This window comes from Citrobacter amalonaticus Y19 (assembly GCF_000981805.1).
Taxonomy (GTDB): domain Bacteria; phylum Pseudomonadota; class Gammaproteobacteria; order Enterobacterales; family Enterobacteriaceae; genus Citrobacter_A; species Citrobacter_A amalonaticus_C.
The window spans coordinates 1,222,883-1,238,531 of the sequence record NZ_CP011132.1 but is presented as its reverse complement, the minus strand read 5'-3'; the positions used below and the strand labels follow the sequence as shown (position 1 = coordinate 1,238,531).

Here is a 15,649-nt window from a genome sequence, read left to right as displayed (position 1 = left end):
CAGTGTGCGTCTTCATTCGCTTCTGGCACCTTTTTAATGAAGCAACCCGGGCAATTAGCGCAGCAACAAAGCTCGGGCAAAATATGTGGTAACAAGAGTATTACGTTATATACTTTTCGCGCGCGCCAGGGCATGAACAACCTGGCCGTTGCTGTAGTCCTTTACCATAAACGATATGGCTGCAGCATTCTCCGTTTTGACCATGCGAAAAGGAGTGGGTAATGGACTATGTACAGCAGATGCGCAGCCTGATTGGTCATCGTTTACTTTTACTGGCGGGTTCTAATGTCGTTCTGACAGACCAAAATCAGCGTATCCTCCTGCAGCATCGACGGGGTGGAACATGGGGCCTTCCCGGAGGACTCCTTGAACCGGGTGAGTCTTTGGAAGAAACCGCCATACGTGAAGTTAAGGAAGAAACAAACCTTGATGTCCACAGCCTGACGTTACTGGGTGTTTTTTCCGGTCCGGAATATACATTTACCCTTCACAATCAGGACGAAATCAACGTAATTACCTCCCTTTTCTGGTCTGGTGACTGGACTGGAGAAATGGTGAATGACCCCAAAGAAGGGCTGGAGCTTGCTTTTTTTTCTCCGAATGATTTACCTGACAATATGGACAAAGAATATCAGGTTTATATAAACCATTATCTGGCATGGTTAAAATGAACCATCCGACTGTGCGATAGTGAAGTGTGTTGTAGGATCAGGCTCTCGGACTGGATTTAACAACGAGGCATGTCGATGATGATTCCCGTGAGCCTGAAATGAAAAAGGCTGCCGAATGGCAGCCTCAAAGTGAATGTGATTAATATTGGCGATTCTAACGAACTTAGGCTTTTCTTGCGACAGCCAGCAGATGCGACGAAATACCCTGCAATTCAGGAAATTCCTCAGTTAAGCGCAGATACTTCAGCAAAAGAGCCTTTTTGTCCTCTACCTGCATTATCTCATCCGTGTCAATGATGCTGGCAAACCCCTCTACAGCGAACAGTCTGATATCCTGAAAACCTATTTGCTCAAGCTCCTGCATAATTAATGACGGGGTATGAAAAAAAGCAGTCGTGAAATAATTTGGGTTGCCATTAGGGTTTTCATGGTTTCCCGTCAGCAGATCGGTTTCCACGATACGTTCAAACAACGGGTCATTTATAAACTGATATTTATATCCATCCACCAGCGAAGCTGACCTGGATATATATGTAAAAATAGCTACGCCGCCGGGTTTCAGAACACGAAGGCATTCCTCAATGCACTGCATCCTGTCAACGCTTTCCTGCAGGTGATACAGAGCCCCCATCAGCATCACCATGTCAAAAGTGTTGCCATCCCATGGTAGTTTTCGCGCATCGCCGCAGGTGTACGATTGCAACTTGAAAGCACTTTGTTGTCCGCGCTGTCTGGCCTGCTCTATATGTTTGCTGGAAAGGTCCAACAGATGTACATGATGCCCCTGCTCTGCCAGCCAGAATGAATAAAAGCCATTTGCACCGGCGATATCAGCGATAAGCATGGGGGAAGGCGTTAAAAATCGCTTAATAATCTCCTGAGAGCGGATAAACTCCAGCGGATTTACTGCGAAGCGGTTTGCCTCGTCGAAGTTACTCTCATAGAAGTCGCAGACGCTTTCATTGTTTTCCATAACCAACTGTCTCCTAAGGAAAGTCCATATTAATCTGCTGGTTGGGTTCTTTGATTAAGTTATTTTTTTAAGTAACCACAACTAACACACTACAGCACTTTCTACAAGCACCTGCAGTGGCGGTGTCTTTGAACCTGATTATTGGAGTAATCAGCTGCATGATTTTAGTGGTTAAGCAAAGCTTGGAAAGAGAAGCATCGTGACCTCTGTTTTGTTAAAAAGTTTTGATAACTTTTTGATAACCATACAAAAGCTAATAATAAAAACGGGAGCCAACTGGCTCCCGTTCTTGTGTAACCCAAAAACTGGATTACATGTTTTCGATGATCGCGTCACCAAACTCTGAACATTTCAGCAGTTTAGCGCCTTCCATCAGACGTTCGAAGTCATAGGTCACGGTCTTCGCGGCAATTGCACCTTCCATGCCTTTAACAATCAGGTCTGCAGCTTCAAACCACTGCATGTGGCGCAGCATCATCTCTGCGGACAGGATGATCGAGCCAGGGTTAACTTTGTCCTGACCGGCGTATTTCGGCGCCGTACCGTGCGTTGCTTCGAACAGCGCGCACTCGTCACCAATGTTGGCGCCTGGGGCGATACCAATACCACCAACCTGTGCTGCCAGGGCGTCAGAGATGTAGTCACCATTCAGGTTCATACAGGCGATCACATCATATTCCGCCGGACGCAGCAGGATCTGTTGCAGGAACGCATCGGCGATCACATCTTTAACCACGATCTCTTTGCCGGTGTTCGGGTTCTTGATTTTCATCCACGGGCCGCCATCGATCAGTTCAGCGCCGAATTCTTCACGCGCTAACTGGTAACCCCAGTCTTTGAACGCGCCTTCGGTGAACTTCATGATGTTGCCTTTGTGAACCAGGGTCAGAGAGTCACGGTCGTTGGTGATCGCATATTCGATCGCCGCGCGGACCAGACGCTTGGTACCGTCTTCGGAACACGGTTTGATACCGATACCGCAGTGTTCAGGGAAGCGAATTTTCTTCACGCCCATCTCTTCACGCAGGAATTTAATCACTTTTTCTGCATCTACAGAGTCAGCTTTCCACTCGATACCGGCGTAGATGTCTTCTGAGTTTTCACGGAAGATAACCATATCGGTCAGTTCCGGATGTTTAACCGGGCTTGGGGTGCCCTGATAGTAACGAACAGGACGCAGGCAGACATACAGGTCAAGTTCCTGACGCAGCGCAACGTTCAGAGAGCGAATACCACCACCGACTGGGGTGGTCAGCGGGCCTTTAATCGCCACGCGGTAGTCGCGAATCAGATCCAGGGTTTCCGTCGGCAGCCAGACGTCCTGGCCGTAGATCTGAGTGGATTTCTCACCGGTGTAAATTTCCATCCAGGAGATTTTACGCTCGCCTTTATACGCTTTCTCAACGGCGGCGTTCACAACTTTGATCATCGGAGGGGTAACATCAACACCGATGCCGTCGCCTTCAATGAATGGGATAATCGGATTGTGCGGCACATTGAGCTTGCCGTCTTTCAGGGTGATTTTTTGACCTTCTGCCGGAACAACTACTTTGCTTTCCATTCACCTCTCCTTCGAGCGCTTCTGGTTTGCTCGTCTGTCATCGCGCTGCATGTGCTTCTGCGTCCTGCTGCACGACTGCGTTAGAGCAATTTTTTGTTAATGTTTTGTAATGAGCATGTCAATACTACCCTAATGTTCGCTGCCATGAAAGACACTCGTTATTAGGCTATAATGCGGCAATTGATAAGATCTGAAAATACCATGCAAAAAACTTCTTTTAGAAATCACCGGGTTGAGCGATTCAGCCAACGACAAGTCACTAAGCGACGGAAAGAAAACCCGCCAAAACGCGTGGTTTTGTTCAATAAACCTTACGATGTTTTGCCGCAATTTACCGACGAGGCTGGACGCAGCACGTTGAAAGATTTTATTCCTGTGCAGGGCGTTTACGCCGCGGGTCGTCTCGACAGAGACAGCGAAGGGTTGCTGGTGCTCACCAATGACGGCGCATTACAGGCGCGGCTGACACAGCCCGGCAAGCGCACCGGAAAGATTTACTATGTGCAGGTGGAAGGCGAACCGACGGCGGAAGCACTGGAAGCACTGCGCAACGGTGTGACGCTGAACGATGGCCCCACCCTGCCCGCTGACGTTGAGACCGTCGAGGAGCCTGAATGGCTGTGGCCGCGCAATCCGCCGATTCGCGAACGTAAAAGCATTCCCACCCGCTGGCTGAAAGTGACGTTATATGAAGGCCGTAACCGCCAGGTGCGTCGAATGACCGCGCACGTTGGCTTTCCCACATTACGCCTGATCCGCTACGCGACGGGCGATTACACCCTGGAGAATCTGGCCAGCGGTGAATGGCGGGATGTCACTGAAGAAGAAAACAAAGGATAAATCATGTTCAAACCGCACGTCACGGTCGCTTGCCTCGTTCATGCAGAGGACAAATTTTTAATCGTTGAAGAGACCATCAACGGCAAAGCGCTGTGGAATCAGCCCGCCGGGCATCTGGAAGCGGATGAAACGCTGGTACAGGCCGCTGCGCGCGAGTTGTGGGAAGAGACCGGCATAAACGCGCAGCCTCAGCACTTCATTCGGATGCATCAGTGGATTGCGCCGGACAACACGCCATTTTTGCGTTTCCTGTTTTCCATTGAACTTGCCAATATGTGCGACACCGAACCCCATGACAGCGATATCGACTGTTGCCGCTGGGTCAGCGCGCAGACTCTCCTCAACGCCCCAAACCTGCGTTCTCCACTGGTTGCCGAAAGTATTCGCTGCTGGCAGAGCGGAGTACGTTACCCGCTGGAGATGATCGGCGCATTTAACTGGCCGTTTACAGAGGGTGTCAAGTAAGGGGCTGCGTGCTAGAATATGCCGCCTTGAAGTTCAATGTCGTGAGTATTCCAATGTCTGAAAGCCCAAAAAAAGTGATCGTCGGCATGTCCGGCGGTGTCGATTCCTCCGTTTCTGCCTGGCTGTTGCAACAACAGGGTTATCAGGTAGAAGGCCTGTTCATGAAGAACTGGGAAGAGGACGACGGTGAGGAATATTGCACAGCGGCAGCCGATCTGGCCGACGCTCAGGCCGTCTGCGACAAGCTTGGCATTGAACTGCACACCGTAAACTTTGCGGCAGAATACTGGGATAACGTCTTTGAACTGTTCCTTGAAGAGTACAAAGCAGGCCGTACGCCGAATCCGGATATTCTGTGCAATAAAGAAATCAAATTTAAAGCCTTTCTCGAATTTGCCGCTGAAGATTTAGGTGCCGATTACATCGCCACCGGTCACTACGTACGCCGTGCCGATGTCGACGGCAAAAGCCGCCTGCTGCGTGGCCTTGATGGCAATAAAGACCAGAGCTATTTCCTCTATACGCTGGGCCATGAGCAGATCGCGCAAAGTCTGTTCCCGGTTGGCGAGCTGGAAAAACCACAGGTGCGCAAAATTGCCGAAGACCTGGGGCTGGTTACCGCGAAGAAAAAAGATTCTACCGGCATTTGCTTCATCGGCGAGCGTAAGTTCCGCGAGTTTCTTGGCCGTTATCTGCCGGCACAGCCGGGTAAAATCATTACTGTAGACGGCGAAGAGATTGGTCAGCATCAGGGGCTGATGTACCACACGCTGGGCCAGCGTAAAGGTCTGGGCATCGGTGGTACCAAAGAAGGCACGGAAGATCCGTGGTACGTGGTGGACAAAGACGTTGAGAACAACATTCTGGTGGTTGCTCAGGGTCATGAGCATCCGCGTCTGATGTCCGTCGGTCTGATCGCGCAGCAACTGCACTGGGTCGATCGTCTGCCGTTCACCGGCACAATGCGTTGCACGGTGAAAACCCGCTACCGCCAGACCGATATTCCGTGCACCGTTAAAGCCCTGGATGCCGAACGCGTCGAGGTGATGTTTGACGAGCCGGTGGCCGCCGTCACTCCAGGCCAGTCAGCGGTCTTTTACCGCGGCGAAGTGTGCCTCGGCGGCGGTATTATCGAGCAGCGGCTGCCCCTGCCGGTATAATTATTCTCAACAGACTGATACAAGGAAGCAGTGATCGTGGCAAAGAATTATTATGACATCACCCTCGCACTGGCTGGCATCTGCCAGTCAGCACGCCTGGTGCAACAACTGGCGCACCAGGGACATTGTGATGCCGATGCGCTCCACGTCTCACTGAACAGCGTTATCGATATGAACCCCAGCTCAACGCTGGGCGTATTCGGCGGCAGCGAGGCCAATCTGCGCCTCGGTCTGGAAACCCTGCTCGGCGTGCTGAATGCCAGCAGCCGTCAGGGGCTGAATGCGGAACTGACTCGCTATACGCTTAGTCTGATGGTGCTTGAGCGTAAACTCACCGCCGCCAAAGGCGCGCTCGATACGTTGGGCGAACGGATCAACGGCCTGCAACGCCAGCTCGATCACTTTGATCTGCAATCTGAAACGCTGATGAGCGCGATGGCCGGTATCTATGTCGATGTTATCAGCCCGCTGGGTCCACGCATTCAGGTGACCGGTTCCCCTGCCGTGTTGCAAAGCCCACAGGTACAGGCCAAAGTTCGCGCCTCGCTTCTGGCTGGCATTCGCGCCGCCGTGCTCTGGCATCAGGTTGGCGGTGGCCGTCTGCAGTTAATGTTTTCTCGTAATCGCCTGACGACTCAGGCAAAACAAATTCTTGCTCATTTAACCCCGGAGTTGTGATCTATGGAATTATCCTCACTGACCGCCGTTTCCCCTGTCGATGGACGCTACGGCGATAAAGTCAGCGCGCTGCGCGGGATTTTCAGCGAATACGGTTTGCTGAAATACCGTGTACAGGTAGAAGTACGCTGGCTGCAAAAACTGGCCGCGCACGCAGCGATCAAGGAAGTTCCTGCTTTTGCTGCCGACGCAATCGGTTTCCTCGATGCTATCGTCGCAAACTTCAATGAAGACGATGCCGCGCGTATTAAAACCATCGAGCGCACCACCAACCACGACGTTAAGGCGGTTGAGTATTTCCTGAAAGAAAAAGTGGCGAATGTCCCGGAACTGCACGCGGTGTCCGAGTTCATTCACTTCGCCTGCACCTCTGAAGACATCAACAACCTGTCTCACGCGCTGATGCTGAAAACCGCCCGCGATGAAGTGGTGTTGCCGTACTGGCGTCAACTGATTGACGCGGTTAAAGATCTGTCCGTGCAGTATCGCGATATTCCCCTGCTCTCCCGCACCCACGGCCAACCGGCTACGCCGTCAACACTGGGCAAAGAGATGGCTAACGTCGCTTATCGTATGGAGCGTCAGTTCCGCCAGCTTAATCAGGTGGAAATTCTCGGCAAAATCAACGGTGCCGTCGGTAACTATAACGCCCACATTGCCGCTTATCCGGAAGTTGACTGGCATCAGTTCAGCGAAGAGTTCGTCACCTCGCTGGGTATTCAGTGGAACCCGTACACCACGCAGATTGAGCCGCACGACTACATTGCCGAACTGTTTGACTGCATCGCCCGTTTTAACACCATTCTGATCGACTTCGATCGCGACGTCTGGGGTTACATCGCGCTGAACCACTTCAAGCAGAAAACCATCGCCGGTGAAATTGGTTCTTCCACCATGCCGCACAAAGTGAACCCTATTGACTTCGAAAACTCCGAAGGCAACCTGGGTCTGTCTAATGCGGTGCTCCAGCATCTGGCGAGCAAACTGCCGGTTTCCCGTTGGCAGCGCGATCTGACCGACTCCACCGTTCTGCGTAACCTGGGCGTGGGTATCGGCTATGCGCTGATCGCCTACCAGTCCACGCTGAAAGGCGTGAGCAAACTGGAAGTGAACCGCGACCGTCTGCTGGCCGAACTGGACAGCAACTGGGAAGTGCTGGCGGAGCCAATCCAGACTGTGATGCGTCGTTACGGCATTGAGAAACCCTACGAGAAGCTGAAAGAGTTAACTCGTGGTAAGCGCGTCGACGCTGAAGGCATGAAGCAATTTATCGACAGCCTGCCGCTGCCGGACGACGAGAAAGTCCGCCTGAAAGCCATGACTCCGGCCAATTACATTGGTCGTGCCATCACCCTGGTGGATGAACTGAAGTAATCACAGCGCCATCCGGCCTACGAGTGCTGTTTGTAGGCCGGATAAGGCATCAGCCGCCATCCGGCATTTCCCTCTCCCCGGTTTACGAAATGTTTATCCCCACAACGCCATAATCAGCGTTAAACTATTCATATCGTAAATACAGTGAGAAAAGATGATGCGTGTACTGGTTGTTGAGGATAATGCGTTATTACGTCATCACCTGAAAGTTCAGCTTCAGGATGCCGGGCATCAGGTTGACGATGCCGAAGATGCCAAAGAAGCCGATTATTACCTTAACGAACACCTGCCTGACATCGCTATCGTCGATTTGGGTCTCCCGGATGAAGATGGACTTTCACTGATCCGCCGCTGGCGGAGCAATGATGTTTCCCTCCCGGTCCTCGTCCTGACCGCTCGTGAAAGCTGGCAGGATAAAGTGGAAGTGCTGAGCGCGGGTGCGGATGACTACGTCACCAAACCGTTCCATATTGAAGAAGTCGCCGCGCGGATGCAGGCGTTGATGCGCCGTAACAGCGGCCACGCTTCGCAAATTATCTCTATTCCCCCTTTCCAGGTTGATCTCTCGCGCCGTGAACTTTCGGTCAATGATGAGGTGATCAAACTGACCGCGTTTGAGTACACCATCATGGAAACGCTGATCCGCAATAATGGCAAAGTGGTCAGCAAGGATTCGCTGATGTTGCAGTTGTATCCGGACGCCGAGTTGCGTGAAAGTCACACCATCGACGTGTTGATGGGCCGCCTGCGTAAAAAAATACAGGCACAGTATCCGGACGACGTCATTACCACCGTGCGGGGTCAGGGATATCTTTTCGAACTGCGCTGATGAATAAACTGTTACGTCATCTTTTCCCGCTGTCACTGCGCCTGCGCTTTCTGCTGGCCACTGCCGGCGTGGTGCTGGTGCTCTCTCTGGCCTATGGCATGGTCGCACTGGTCGGCTATAGCGTGAGCTTTGATAAGACCACGTTTCGCCTGCTGCGCGGCGAGAGTAACCTCTTCTATACGCTCGCAAAATGGGAAGACGGTAAGATCCACGTCGAACTTCCTGAGCACCTCGACATGCAGAGCCCCACGATGTCGCTTATCTATGATGAGAACGGCAAACTGCTATGGGCCCAGCGTGACGTGCCCTGGCTGGTCAGACTGATTCAGCCAGACTGGCTGAAAAGCAACGGTTTCCATGAGATAGAAGCCGATATCCGTGCCACCAGCACGCTGCTTAATGACGATCACTCTGTTCAGGAACAGCTGAAAGAAGTACGGGAAGATGACGACGACGCCGAAATGACCCATTCGGTGGCGGTGAACGTCTACCCGGCTACCGCCCGTATGCCGCAACTGACGATTGTGGTGGTGGATACCATTCCGATTGAGCTTAAACGCTCCTATATGGTCTGGAGCTGGTTTATCTATGTGCTGGCGGCCAACTTGCTGCTGGTCATTCCCCTGCTCTGGGTGGCGGCCTGGTGGAGCCTGCGCCCTATCGAAGCGCTGGCGCGCGAAGTGCGGGAACTGGAAGAACACCACCGCGAACAGTTAAACCCTGCGACAACGCGTGAGCTGACCAGTCTGGTTCGCAACCTGAACCGCCTGCTGAAAAGCGAGCGCGAACGTTATGACAAATACCGCACCACGCTGACCGACCTCACCCATAGCCTGAAGACGCCGCTGGCCGTGCTGCAAAGTACGTTACGTTCGATGCGCAGCGATAAGATGAGCGTCAGCGAGGCTGAACCTGTAATGCTCGAACAGATCAGCCGGATTTCTCAGCAAATCGGCTACTATCTGCATCGCGCCAGTATGCGTGGCGGCGGCGTCCTGCTGAGTCGCGAACTGCATCCGGTCGCGCCGCTGCTGGATAATCTCACGTCAGCGCTGAACAAAGTGTATCAGCGTAAAGGGGTAAACATTAGCCTCGATATCTCGCCGGAAATCAGCTTCGTCGGCGAACAGAACGACTTTGTCGAAGTCATGGGCAACGTGCTGGATAACGCCTGCAAGTACTGTCTGGAGTTTGTCGAGATTTCTGCCCGTCAGACCGACGATCATCTGTACATCGTGGTGGAAGATGACGGTCCGGGGATCCCCCAGAGCAAGCGCGATCTGGTATTCGACCGCGGTCAACGTGCGGATACGTTGCGTCCAGGGCAAGGTGTCGGACTGGCGGTGGCACGAGAGATTACCGAGCAATATGACGGCAAAATTGTGGCCAGCGACAGCCTGCTCGGCGGCGCGCACATGGAGGTGATTTTTGGTCATCAGCAACCGGGGCCGAAAGACGACTAAACCAAAATGTAATAAATATGAGCCAACTGCACGCATCTGGTTAAGCATCCGTTATAATCGGTGACAGATACCCGCCTCAGCCTGTGGAAGCTCAATATGGAATACCAATTAACACTCAACTGGCCCGAATTTCTTGAACGTCACTGGCAAAAGCGCCCGGTGGTGTTAAAACGCGGCTTTAATAACTTCATCGATCCCCTCTCTCCTGACGAACTGGCAGGGCTGGCGATGGAAAGCGAAGTCGATAGCCGTTTGGTAAGCCATCAGGATGGCAAATGGCAGGTCAGCCACGGTCCGTTCGAAAGCTATGATCATCTCGGCGAAAATAACTGGTCATTGCTGGTACAGGCGGTGAACCACTGGCATGAGCCGACCGCCGCGCTGATGCGTCCCTTCCGCGCCCTCCCCGACTGGCGTATTGACGATCTGATGGTCTCATTCTCCGTACCCGGCGGCGGCGTAGGCCCGCATCTCGATCAGTATGATGTGTTTATTATTCAGGGAACCGGTCGTCGTCGCTGGCGCGTGGGTGAAAAGCTGCAGATGAAACAGCACTGCCCGCATCCGGATCTGCTACAGGTCGATCCTTTTGAAGCCATCATTGATGAAGAACTGGAGCCGGGCGATATTCTCTATATTCCGCCGGGATTCCCGCATGAAGGCTATGCGCTGGAGAACGCGATGAACTATTCTGTCGGTTTCCGCGCGCCAAATACCCGCGAACTGATCAGCGGGTTTGCCGACTACGTCCTGCAACGTGAACTGGGCAGCACGTATTACTGCGACCCGGATATGCCATTGCGCGAACATCCTGCCGACGTCCTGCCACAAGAGATGGACAAACTGCGCGCCATGATGCTGGATCTGATTAATCAGCCGGAGCATTTCAGGCAGTGGTTTGGCGAGTTTATCTCCCAGTCGCGTCATGAACTGGATATTGCGCCACCGGAACCACCGTACCAGCCAGATGAAATCTACGATGCCCTGAAACAAGGCGATGTGCTGGTGCGTCTGGGAGGATTACGGGTACTGCGTGTGGGCGATGACGTTTATGCCAATGGCGAGAAAATTGATTCCCCGCACCGTCCGGCGCTGGAAGCGCTCGCCAGCCATATCGTGCTGACGGCGGAGAACTTTGGCGACGCGCTGGAAGATCCGTCATTCCTCGCCATGCTGGCGGCGCTGGTCAACAGTGGATACTGGTTCTTCGAAGGGTAACATTGAGATTATGCCGGATGGCGACGCTAATGCGTCTTATCCGGCCTACGGTTCAAATGTTCCGTAGGCCGGATAAGCGTCGCGCCATGCGGCATCAGCCACGCTACGACTGCTTCGCCGTTAACTCAGCAATCCGTACAATCACCTGCACCGCTTTTTCCATGCCTTCGAGCGTCACAAACTCATGCTTGCCATGATAGTTGTAGCCACCCGTGAACAGATTCGGGCACGGTAATCCCATGAAAGAGAGTTGCGCGCCGTCGGTGCCGCCACGAATCGGCTTCATTTCCGGTTGAATGTCGCAGTCGCGCATTGCCTGCTGAGCAATATCCAGAACATGTGGATGCTCAAGCACTTTTTCACGCATGTTGTAATAACTGTCTTCAATCACCAGTTCAATGTAGCAGTCCGGGTGTAACCCTTTCCCGACTTTCCTGGCTATCTCCATCATCTTACGTTTGCGCGCTTCAAATTGCTTACGGTCGAAATCGCGAATGATGTAGTGCATGTCCGCGCGATCCACGGTGCCTTTCATGCTCGCAAGATGGTAGAAGCCTTCATAACCTTCGGTCATTTCCGGGCTTTCATCCGCCGGAACTTCGGCATGAATACGCGCGGCCAGCGATAATGCGTTAACCATGACGCCTTTCGCCGTACCCGGGTGCACGTTGTTGCCGACGATTTTGATATTCACCGAGGCGGCATTGAAGTTTTCACATTCCAGTTCCCCCACGCCACCACCGTCAACGGTATAGGCCCATTTGGCGTCAAAAGCCGCAACATCAAAGTGTTTAGCCCCTTTACCGACCTCTTCATCCGGCGTAAAGGCGACGCGAATATCACCATGGGGAATATTTTTATGCTTCAGCACCGCCAGCGCGGTCATGATTTCCGCCACACCGGCTTTATCATCCGCCCCCAGCAGCGTTTTACCATCGGTGGTGATCAGCGTTTGTCCGAGCAACTGATGCAGCACCGGGAACATCACCGGTGACAGCACTTCATCGCCAATACCCAGGGCGATATCGCCGCCGCGATAGTTCTCAACAATCTGCGGATTCACGTGCTTACCGCTGAAATCCGGTGAGGTATCCACATGGGAAATAAATCCAATAGCAGGGATATCGCCAGGGACATTCGCCGGCAACGTGGCCATCAGCGTCCCTTTGTCACTTAATGTCACATTGACCAGCTCCATCTCTTCGAGCTGCTGTTTGAGCAAATTTAATAACTTCCACTGTCCCTCAGTACTGGGAACCTGTCTCACACCCGCTTTCGATTGGGTATCCAATGAAACGTAGTGCAGAAAACGCTCAAGTAGTTTATCCATGCAGTCACCCTCACTATTTGTGACAACATTATCAGTAAGCCACAAAAGACAAATATTGCGTCAGGTCACTTTTATCCCCGCAAACGAGAATATTTCGCTTCCGAACCCCTTACTGACTATAAGACTACGTCAGTTATTGGCAACAAACATTGGCGATGACAACGGTTTGCCGTAGAATTACCGCCCTCATTAAGAGTCACCAAGGTGGTCAACCACAAACCCCGCATCGGTCAGCCATCCGTTGCGTCTACATGGGACAGAGTAAGAAATTGAATAAACAACCGCGTTCGCTTTCACCGCTGGTTCTTTTGTCGGGTATCAGCAAAAGCTTCGATGGAAAAGAGGTCATTTCCGAACTGGATTTGACAATCAATAATGGCGAGTTCCTCACGCTGCTTGGCCCTTCTGGCTGCGGTAAAACAACCGTTTTGCGCCTGATTGCCGGTCTGGAAACCGTAGATTCCGGGCACATCATGCTCGATAACCAGGACATCACCCACGTACCGGCTGAAAACCGTTATGTGAATACCGTCTTTCAAAGCTATGCGCTATTCCCCCACATGACCGTCTTTGAAAATGTGGCGTTCGGATTACGTATGCAAAAAACCCCCGCCGCCGACATCACCCCGCGCGTACTGGATGCACTGCGAATGGTGCAACTGGAAGAGTTTGCCCAGCGTAAGCCGCATCAACTCTCCGGGGGGCAACAGCAGCGCGTGGCGATTGCCCGTGCGGTCGTCAATAAACCGCGTCTGCTGCTGTTGGATGAATCCCTCTCGGCGCTGGACTATAAGCTGCGAAAGCAGATGCAGAACGAACTGAAAGCCTTGCAGCGTAAGCTCGGCATCACGTTCGTGTTCGTGACGCACGATCAGGAAGAAGCCTTGACCATGTCCGATCGTATCGTCGTTATGCGCGATGGGCGTATTGAGCAGGACGGCACACCGCGTGAAATCTACGAAGAACCGAAAAACCTGTTCGTCGCCGGATTCATCGGCGAGATCAATATGTTTAACGCCACGGTCATCGAACGTCTGGACGAACAGCGCGTTCGTGCTAACGTAGAAGGCCGTGAATGCAATATCTACGTCAACTTCCCCGTCGAGCCTGGACAGAAACTGCACGTTCTGCTGCGCCCGGAAGATCTGCGCGTAGATGAGATCAACGACGACAACCACGTTGACGGCCTGATCGGTTACGTGCGCGAGCGTAACTATAAGGGCATGACGCTGGAGTCAGTGGTTGAACTGGAAAATGGCAAGATGGTGATGGTCAGCGAATTCTTCAATGAAGACGATCCGGACTTTGACCACTCTCTCGACCAGAAAATGGCCATTAACTGGGTAGAAAGCTGGGAGGTCGTACTGGCTGATGAAGAACACAAGTAAATTCCAGAATGTGGTGATTGTCACTATCGTCGGTTGGCTTGTGTTGTTTGTCTTTCTGCCCAACCTGATGATCATTGGCACCAGCTTTTTGACCCGCGACGATGCCAGCTTCGTCAAAATGGTCTTTACGCTGGACAACTACGCACGCCTGCTCGATCCGCTCTATTTTGAAGTGCTGCTGCACTCGTTAAATATGGCGCTGATCGCCACTCTCGCCTGCCTCGTGCTCGGCTATCCTTTTGCCTGGTTTCTGGCGCGACTGCCGGAAAAAGTCCGCCCGCTGCTGCTGTTCCTGCTGATTGTCCCCTTCTGGACCAATTCGCTGATCCGCATCTACGGACTGAAAATTTTCCTCAGCACCAAGGGTTACCTCAACGAGTTTCTGCTCTGGCTGGGGGTGATCGAGACGCCGATACGCATCATGTTCACCCCGAGCGCGGTGATTATCGGTCTGGTGTATATCCTGCTGCCATTTATGGTGATGCCGCTGTACTCCAGCATTGAGAAGCTCGACAGACCGTTACTGGAAGCGGCGAAAGATCTGGGTGCCAGTAAGTTGCAGACTTTTATCCGGATAATCATCCCGCTGACCATGCCGGGCATTATTGCCGGTTGCCTGCTGGTGATGCTGCCCGCGATGGGTCTGTTCTATGTCTCCGATCTGATGGGGGGCGCGAAAAACCTGCTGATCGGTAACGTTATTAAGGTTCAGTTCCTCAATATCCGTGACTGGCCGTTTGGTGCGGCAACCAGCATTACGCTGACGATTGTGATGGGCCTGATGCTGCTGGTTTACTGGCGCGCCTCCCGACTGCTGAACAAAAAGGGAGAACTCGAATGATCGGTCGACTGCTTCGCGGCGGTTTTATGACCGCTATCTACGCGTACCTGTACATTCCCATCATTATTTTGATTGTGAACTCCTTTAACAGTTCGCGTTTTGGCATCAACTGGCAGGGCTTTACGACCAAATGGTATGGTCTGCTGATGAACAACGACAGCCTGCTGCAAGCGGCGCAACACTCGCTGACGATGGCCATTTTTTCCGCAACGTTCGCCACTGTTATCGGTTCGTTGACTGCCGTTGCGCTCTATCGCTACCGTTTTCGCGGTAAACCGTTCGTCAGCGGAATGCTGTTTGTGGTGATGATGTCGCCGGATATCGTGATGGCGATTTCACTGCTGGTACTGTTTATGCTGTTGGGCATCCAGTTGGGCTTCTGGTCGCTGCTGTTTTCGCATATCACCTTCTGTCTGCCTTTTGTGGTGGTGACGGTCTATTCGCGGCTGAAAGGGTTTGACGTACGGATGCTGGAAGCGGCAAAAGATCTGGGTGCCAGCGAAATCATCATCCTGCGCAAAATCATACTGCCGCTGGCCATGCCCGCTGTCGCCGCTGGCTGGCTGCTAAGCTTCACCCTGTCGATGGACGATGTGGTGGTTTCGTCGTTCGTGACCGGGCCTGGCTATGAAATTCTACCGTTGAAGATCTACTCAATGGTGAAAGTCGGCGTTTCACCGGAGGTGAATGCGCTGGCGACCATTCTGTTGGTGCTATCGCTGGTTCTGGTGATCGCCAGCCAACTTATTGCTCGTGATAAAACGAAAAGCCTGTCTCGCCAGGCGTAATTGATGAAGTCAGTCTGGCTGCGGACAGCACGCAGCAACCGCAGCGTACTTAAAGTACGTGAGGATTGCG

At 52.7% G+C, this 15,649-nt stretch carries 15 protein-coding genes; 12 read left to right on the top strand and 3 right to left on the bottom strand.

Annotation, left to right across the window (positions count from 1 at the left end; translation table 11 throughout):
• The first annotated feature begins 221 nt into the window (after nt 1-221).
• Nucleotides 222-671, top strand: coding sequence for an NUDIX hydrolase (locus tag F384_RS05640; protein WP_046479617.1), 450 nt, complete (start codon nt 222-224; stop codon nt 669-671).
• A gap of 163 nt (nt 672-834) precedes the next feature.
• Here F384_RS05640 and F384_RS05635 read toward each other — a convergent pair whose 3' ends face one another.
• Both F384_RS05635 and icd read right to left on the bottom strand, forming a co-directional pair.
• The gene (locus F384_RS05635; protein ID WP_052746884.1) at nt 835-1,644 is read right to left on the bottom strand and encodes a class I SAM-dependent methyltransferase; all 810 of its coding nucleotides are present in this window, start codon (nt 1,642-1,644) and stop codon (nt 835-837) included.
• A 310-nt stretch (nt 1,645-1,954) separates the two neighbouring features.
• The gene (gene icd, locus F384_RS05630) at nt 1,955-3,205 is read right to left on the bottom strand and encodes an NADP-dependent isocitrate dehydrogenase (RefSeq protein ID WP_046479616.1); all 1,251 of its coding nucleotides are present in this window, start codon (nt 3,203-3,205) and stop codon (nt 1,955-1,957) included.
• A gap of 171 nt (nt 3,206-3,376) precedes the next feature.
• On the opposite strand from icd, the gene rluE reads away from it, so the two are divergent.
• The 8 genes from rluE (at nt 3,377) to roxA (ending at nt 11,232) form a co-directional block, all read left to right on the top strand.
• Complete coding sequence (gene rluE, locus F384_RS05625) at nt 3,377-4,045, top strand: 23S rRNA pseudouridine(2457) synthase RluE (RefSeq protein WP_052746883.1); 669 nt, start codon at nt 3,377-3,379, stop codon at nt 4,043-4,045.
• A 3-nt stretch (nt 4,046-4,048) separates the two neighbouring features.
• Nucleotides 4,049-4,510, top strand: coding sequence for an NUDIX domain-containing protein (locus F384_RS05620; protein WP_046479612.1), 462 nt, complete (start codon nt 4,049-4,051; stop codon nt 4,508-4,510).
• A 53-nt stretch (nt 4,511-4,563) separates the two neighbouring features.
• Nucleotides 4,564-5,670 carry a tRNA 2-thiouridine(34) synthase MnmA gene (gene mnmA / locus F384_RS05615; RefSeq protein ID WP_046479611.1) on the top strand — a complete coding sequence of 369 codons (1,107 nt, stop codon included), beginning with the start codon at nt 4,564-4,566 and terminating at the stop codon, nt 5,668-5,670.
• A 36-nt stretch (nt 5,671-5,706) separates the two neighbouring features.
• Complete coding sequence (hflD, locus tag F384_RS05610; protein ID WP_042320078.1) at nt 5,707-6,348, top strand: high frequency lysogenization protein HflD; 642 nt, start codon at nt 5,707-5,709, stop codon at nt 6,346-6,348.
• A 3-nt stretch (nt 6,349-6,351) separates the two neighbouring features.
• Complete coding sequence (purB, locus tag F384_RS05605) at nt 6,352-7,722, top strand: adenylosuccinate lyase (RefSeq protein WP_046479610.1); 1,371 nt, start codon at nt 6,352-6,354, stop codon at nt 7,720-7,722.
• 157 nt (nt 7,723-7,879) lie between these two features.
• Nucleotides 7,880-8,551 carry a two-component system response regulator PhoP gene (gene phoP / locus F384_RS05600; protein WP_046479609.1) on the top strand — a complete coding sequence of 224 codons (672 nt, stop codon included), beginning with the start codon at nt 7,880-7,882 and terminating at the stop codon, nt 8,549-8,551.
• A complete protein-coding gene (gene phoQ / locus F384_RS05595) occupies nt 8,551-10,014 on the top strand; it encodes a two-component system sensor histidine kinase PhoQ (RefSeq protein WP_046479607.1) in 1,464 nt (487 codons plus the stop codon). The genes phoP and phoQ overlap by 1 nt, the downstream gene beginning before the upstream one ends.
• 96 nt (nt 10,015-10,110) lie before the next feature.
• Complete coding sequence (gene roxA, locus F384_RS05590; RefSeq protein WP_046479605.1) at nt 10,111-11,232, top strand: [50S ribosomal protein L16]-arginine 3-hydroxylase; 1,122 nt, start codon at nt 10,111-10,113, stop codon at nt 11,230-11,232.
• A gap of 103 nt (nt 11,233-11,335) precedes the next feature.
• On the opposite strand, the gene pepT is transcribed toward roxA, so the two are convergent.
• On the bottom strand, nt 11,336-12,562 hold the full coding sequence (gene pepT / locus F384_RS05585; RefSeq protein ID WP_046479604.1) for a peptidase T: 1,227 nt from the start codon (nt 12,560-12,562) through the stop codon (nt 11,336-11,338).
• 251 nt (nt 12,563-12,813) lie between these two features.
• Here pepT and potA point away from each other — a divergent pair, with 251 nt between their 5' ends.
• Genes potA through potC form a run of 3 tightly spaced genes read left to right on the top strand, consistent with a single transcriptional unit; the run spans nt 12,814 to nt 15,579 of the window.
• Nucleotides 12,814-13,950 carry a spermidine/putrescine ABC transporter ATP-binding protein PotA gene (gene potA / locus F384_RS05580; RefSeq protein WP_046479603.1) on the top strand — a complete coding sequence of 379 codons (1,137 nt, stop codon included), beginning with the start codon at nt 12,814-12,816 and terminating at the stop codon, nt 13,948-13,950.
• A complete protein-coding gene (gene potB, locus F384_RS05575) occupies nt 13,934-14,791 on the top strand; it encodes a spermidine/putrescine ABC transporter permease PotB (protein ID WP_046479601.1) in 858 nt (285 codons plus the stop codon). The genes potA and potB overlap by 17 nt, the downstream gene beginning before the upstream one ends.
• On the top strand, nt 14,788-15,579 hold the full coding sequence (gene potC / locus F384_RS05570; protein WP_046479600.1) for a spermidine/putrescine ABC transporter permease PotC: 792 nt from the start codon (nt 14,788-14,790) through the stop codon (nt 15,577-15,579). The genes potB and potC overlap by 4 nt, the downstream gene beginning before the upstream one ends.
• Nucleotides 15,580-15,649: the final 70 nt, after the last annotated feature.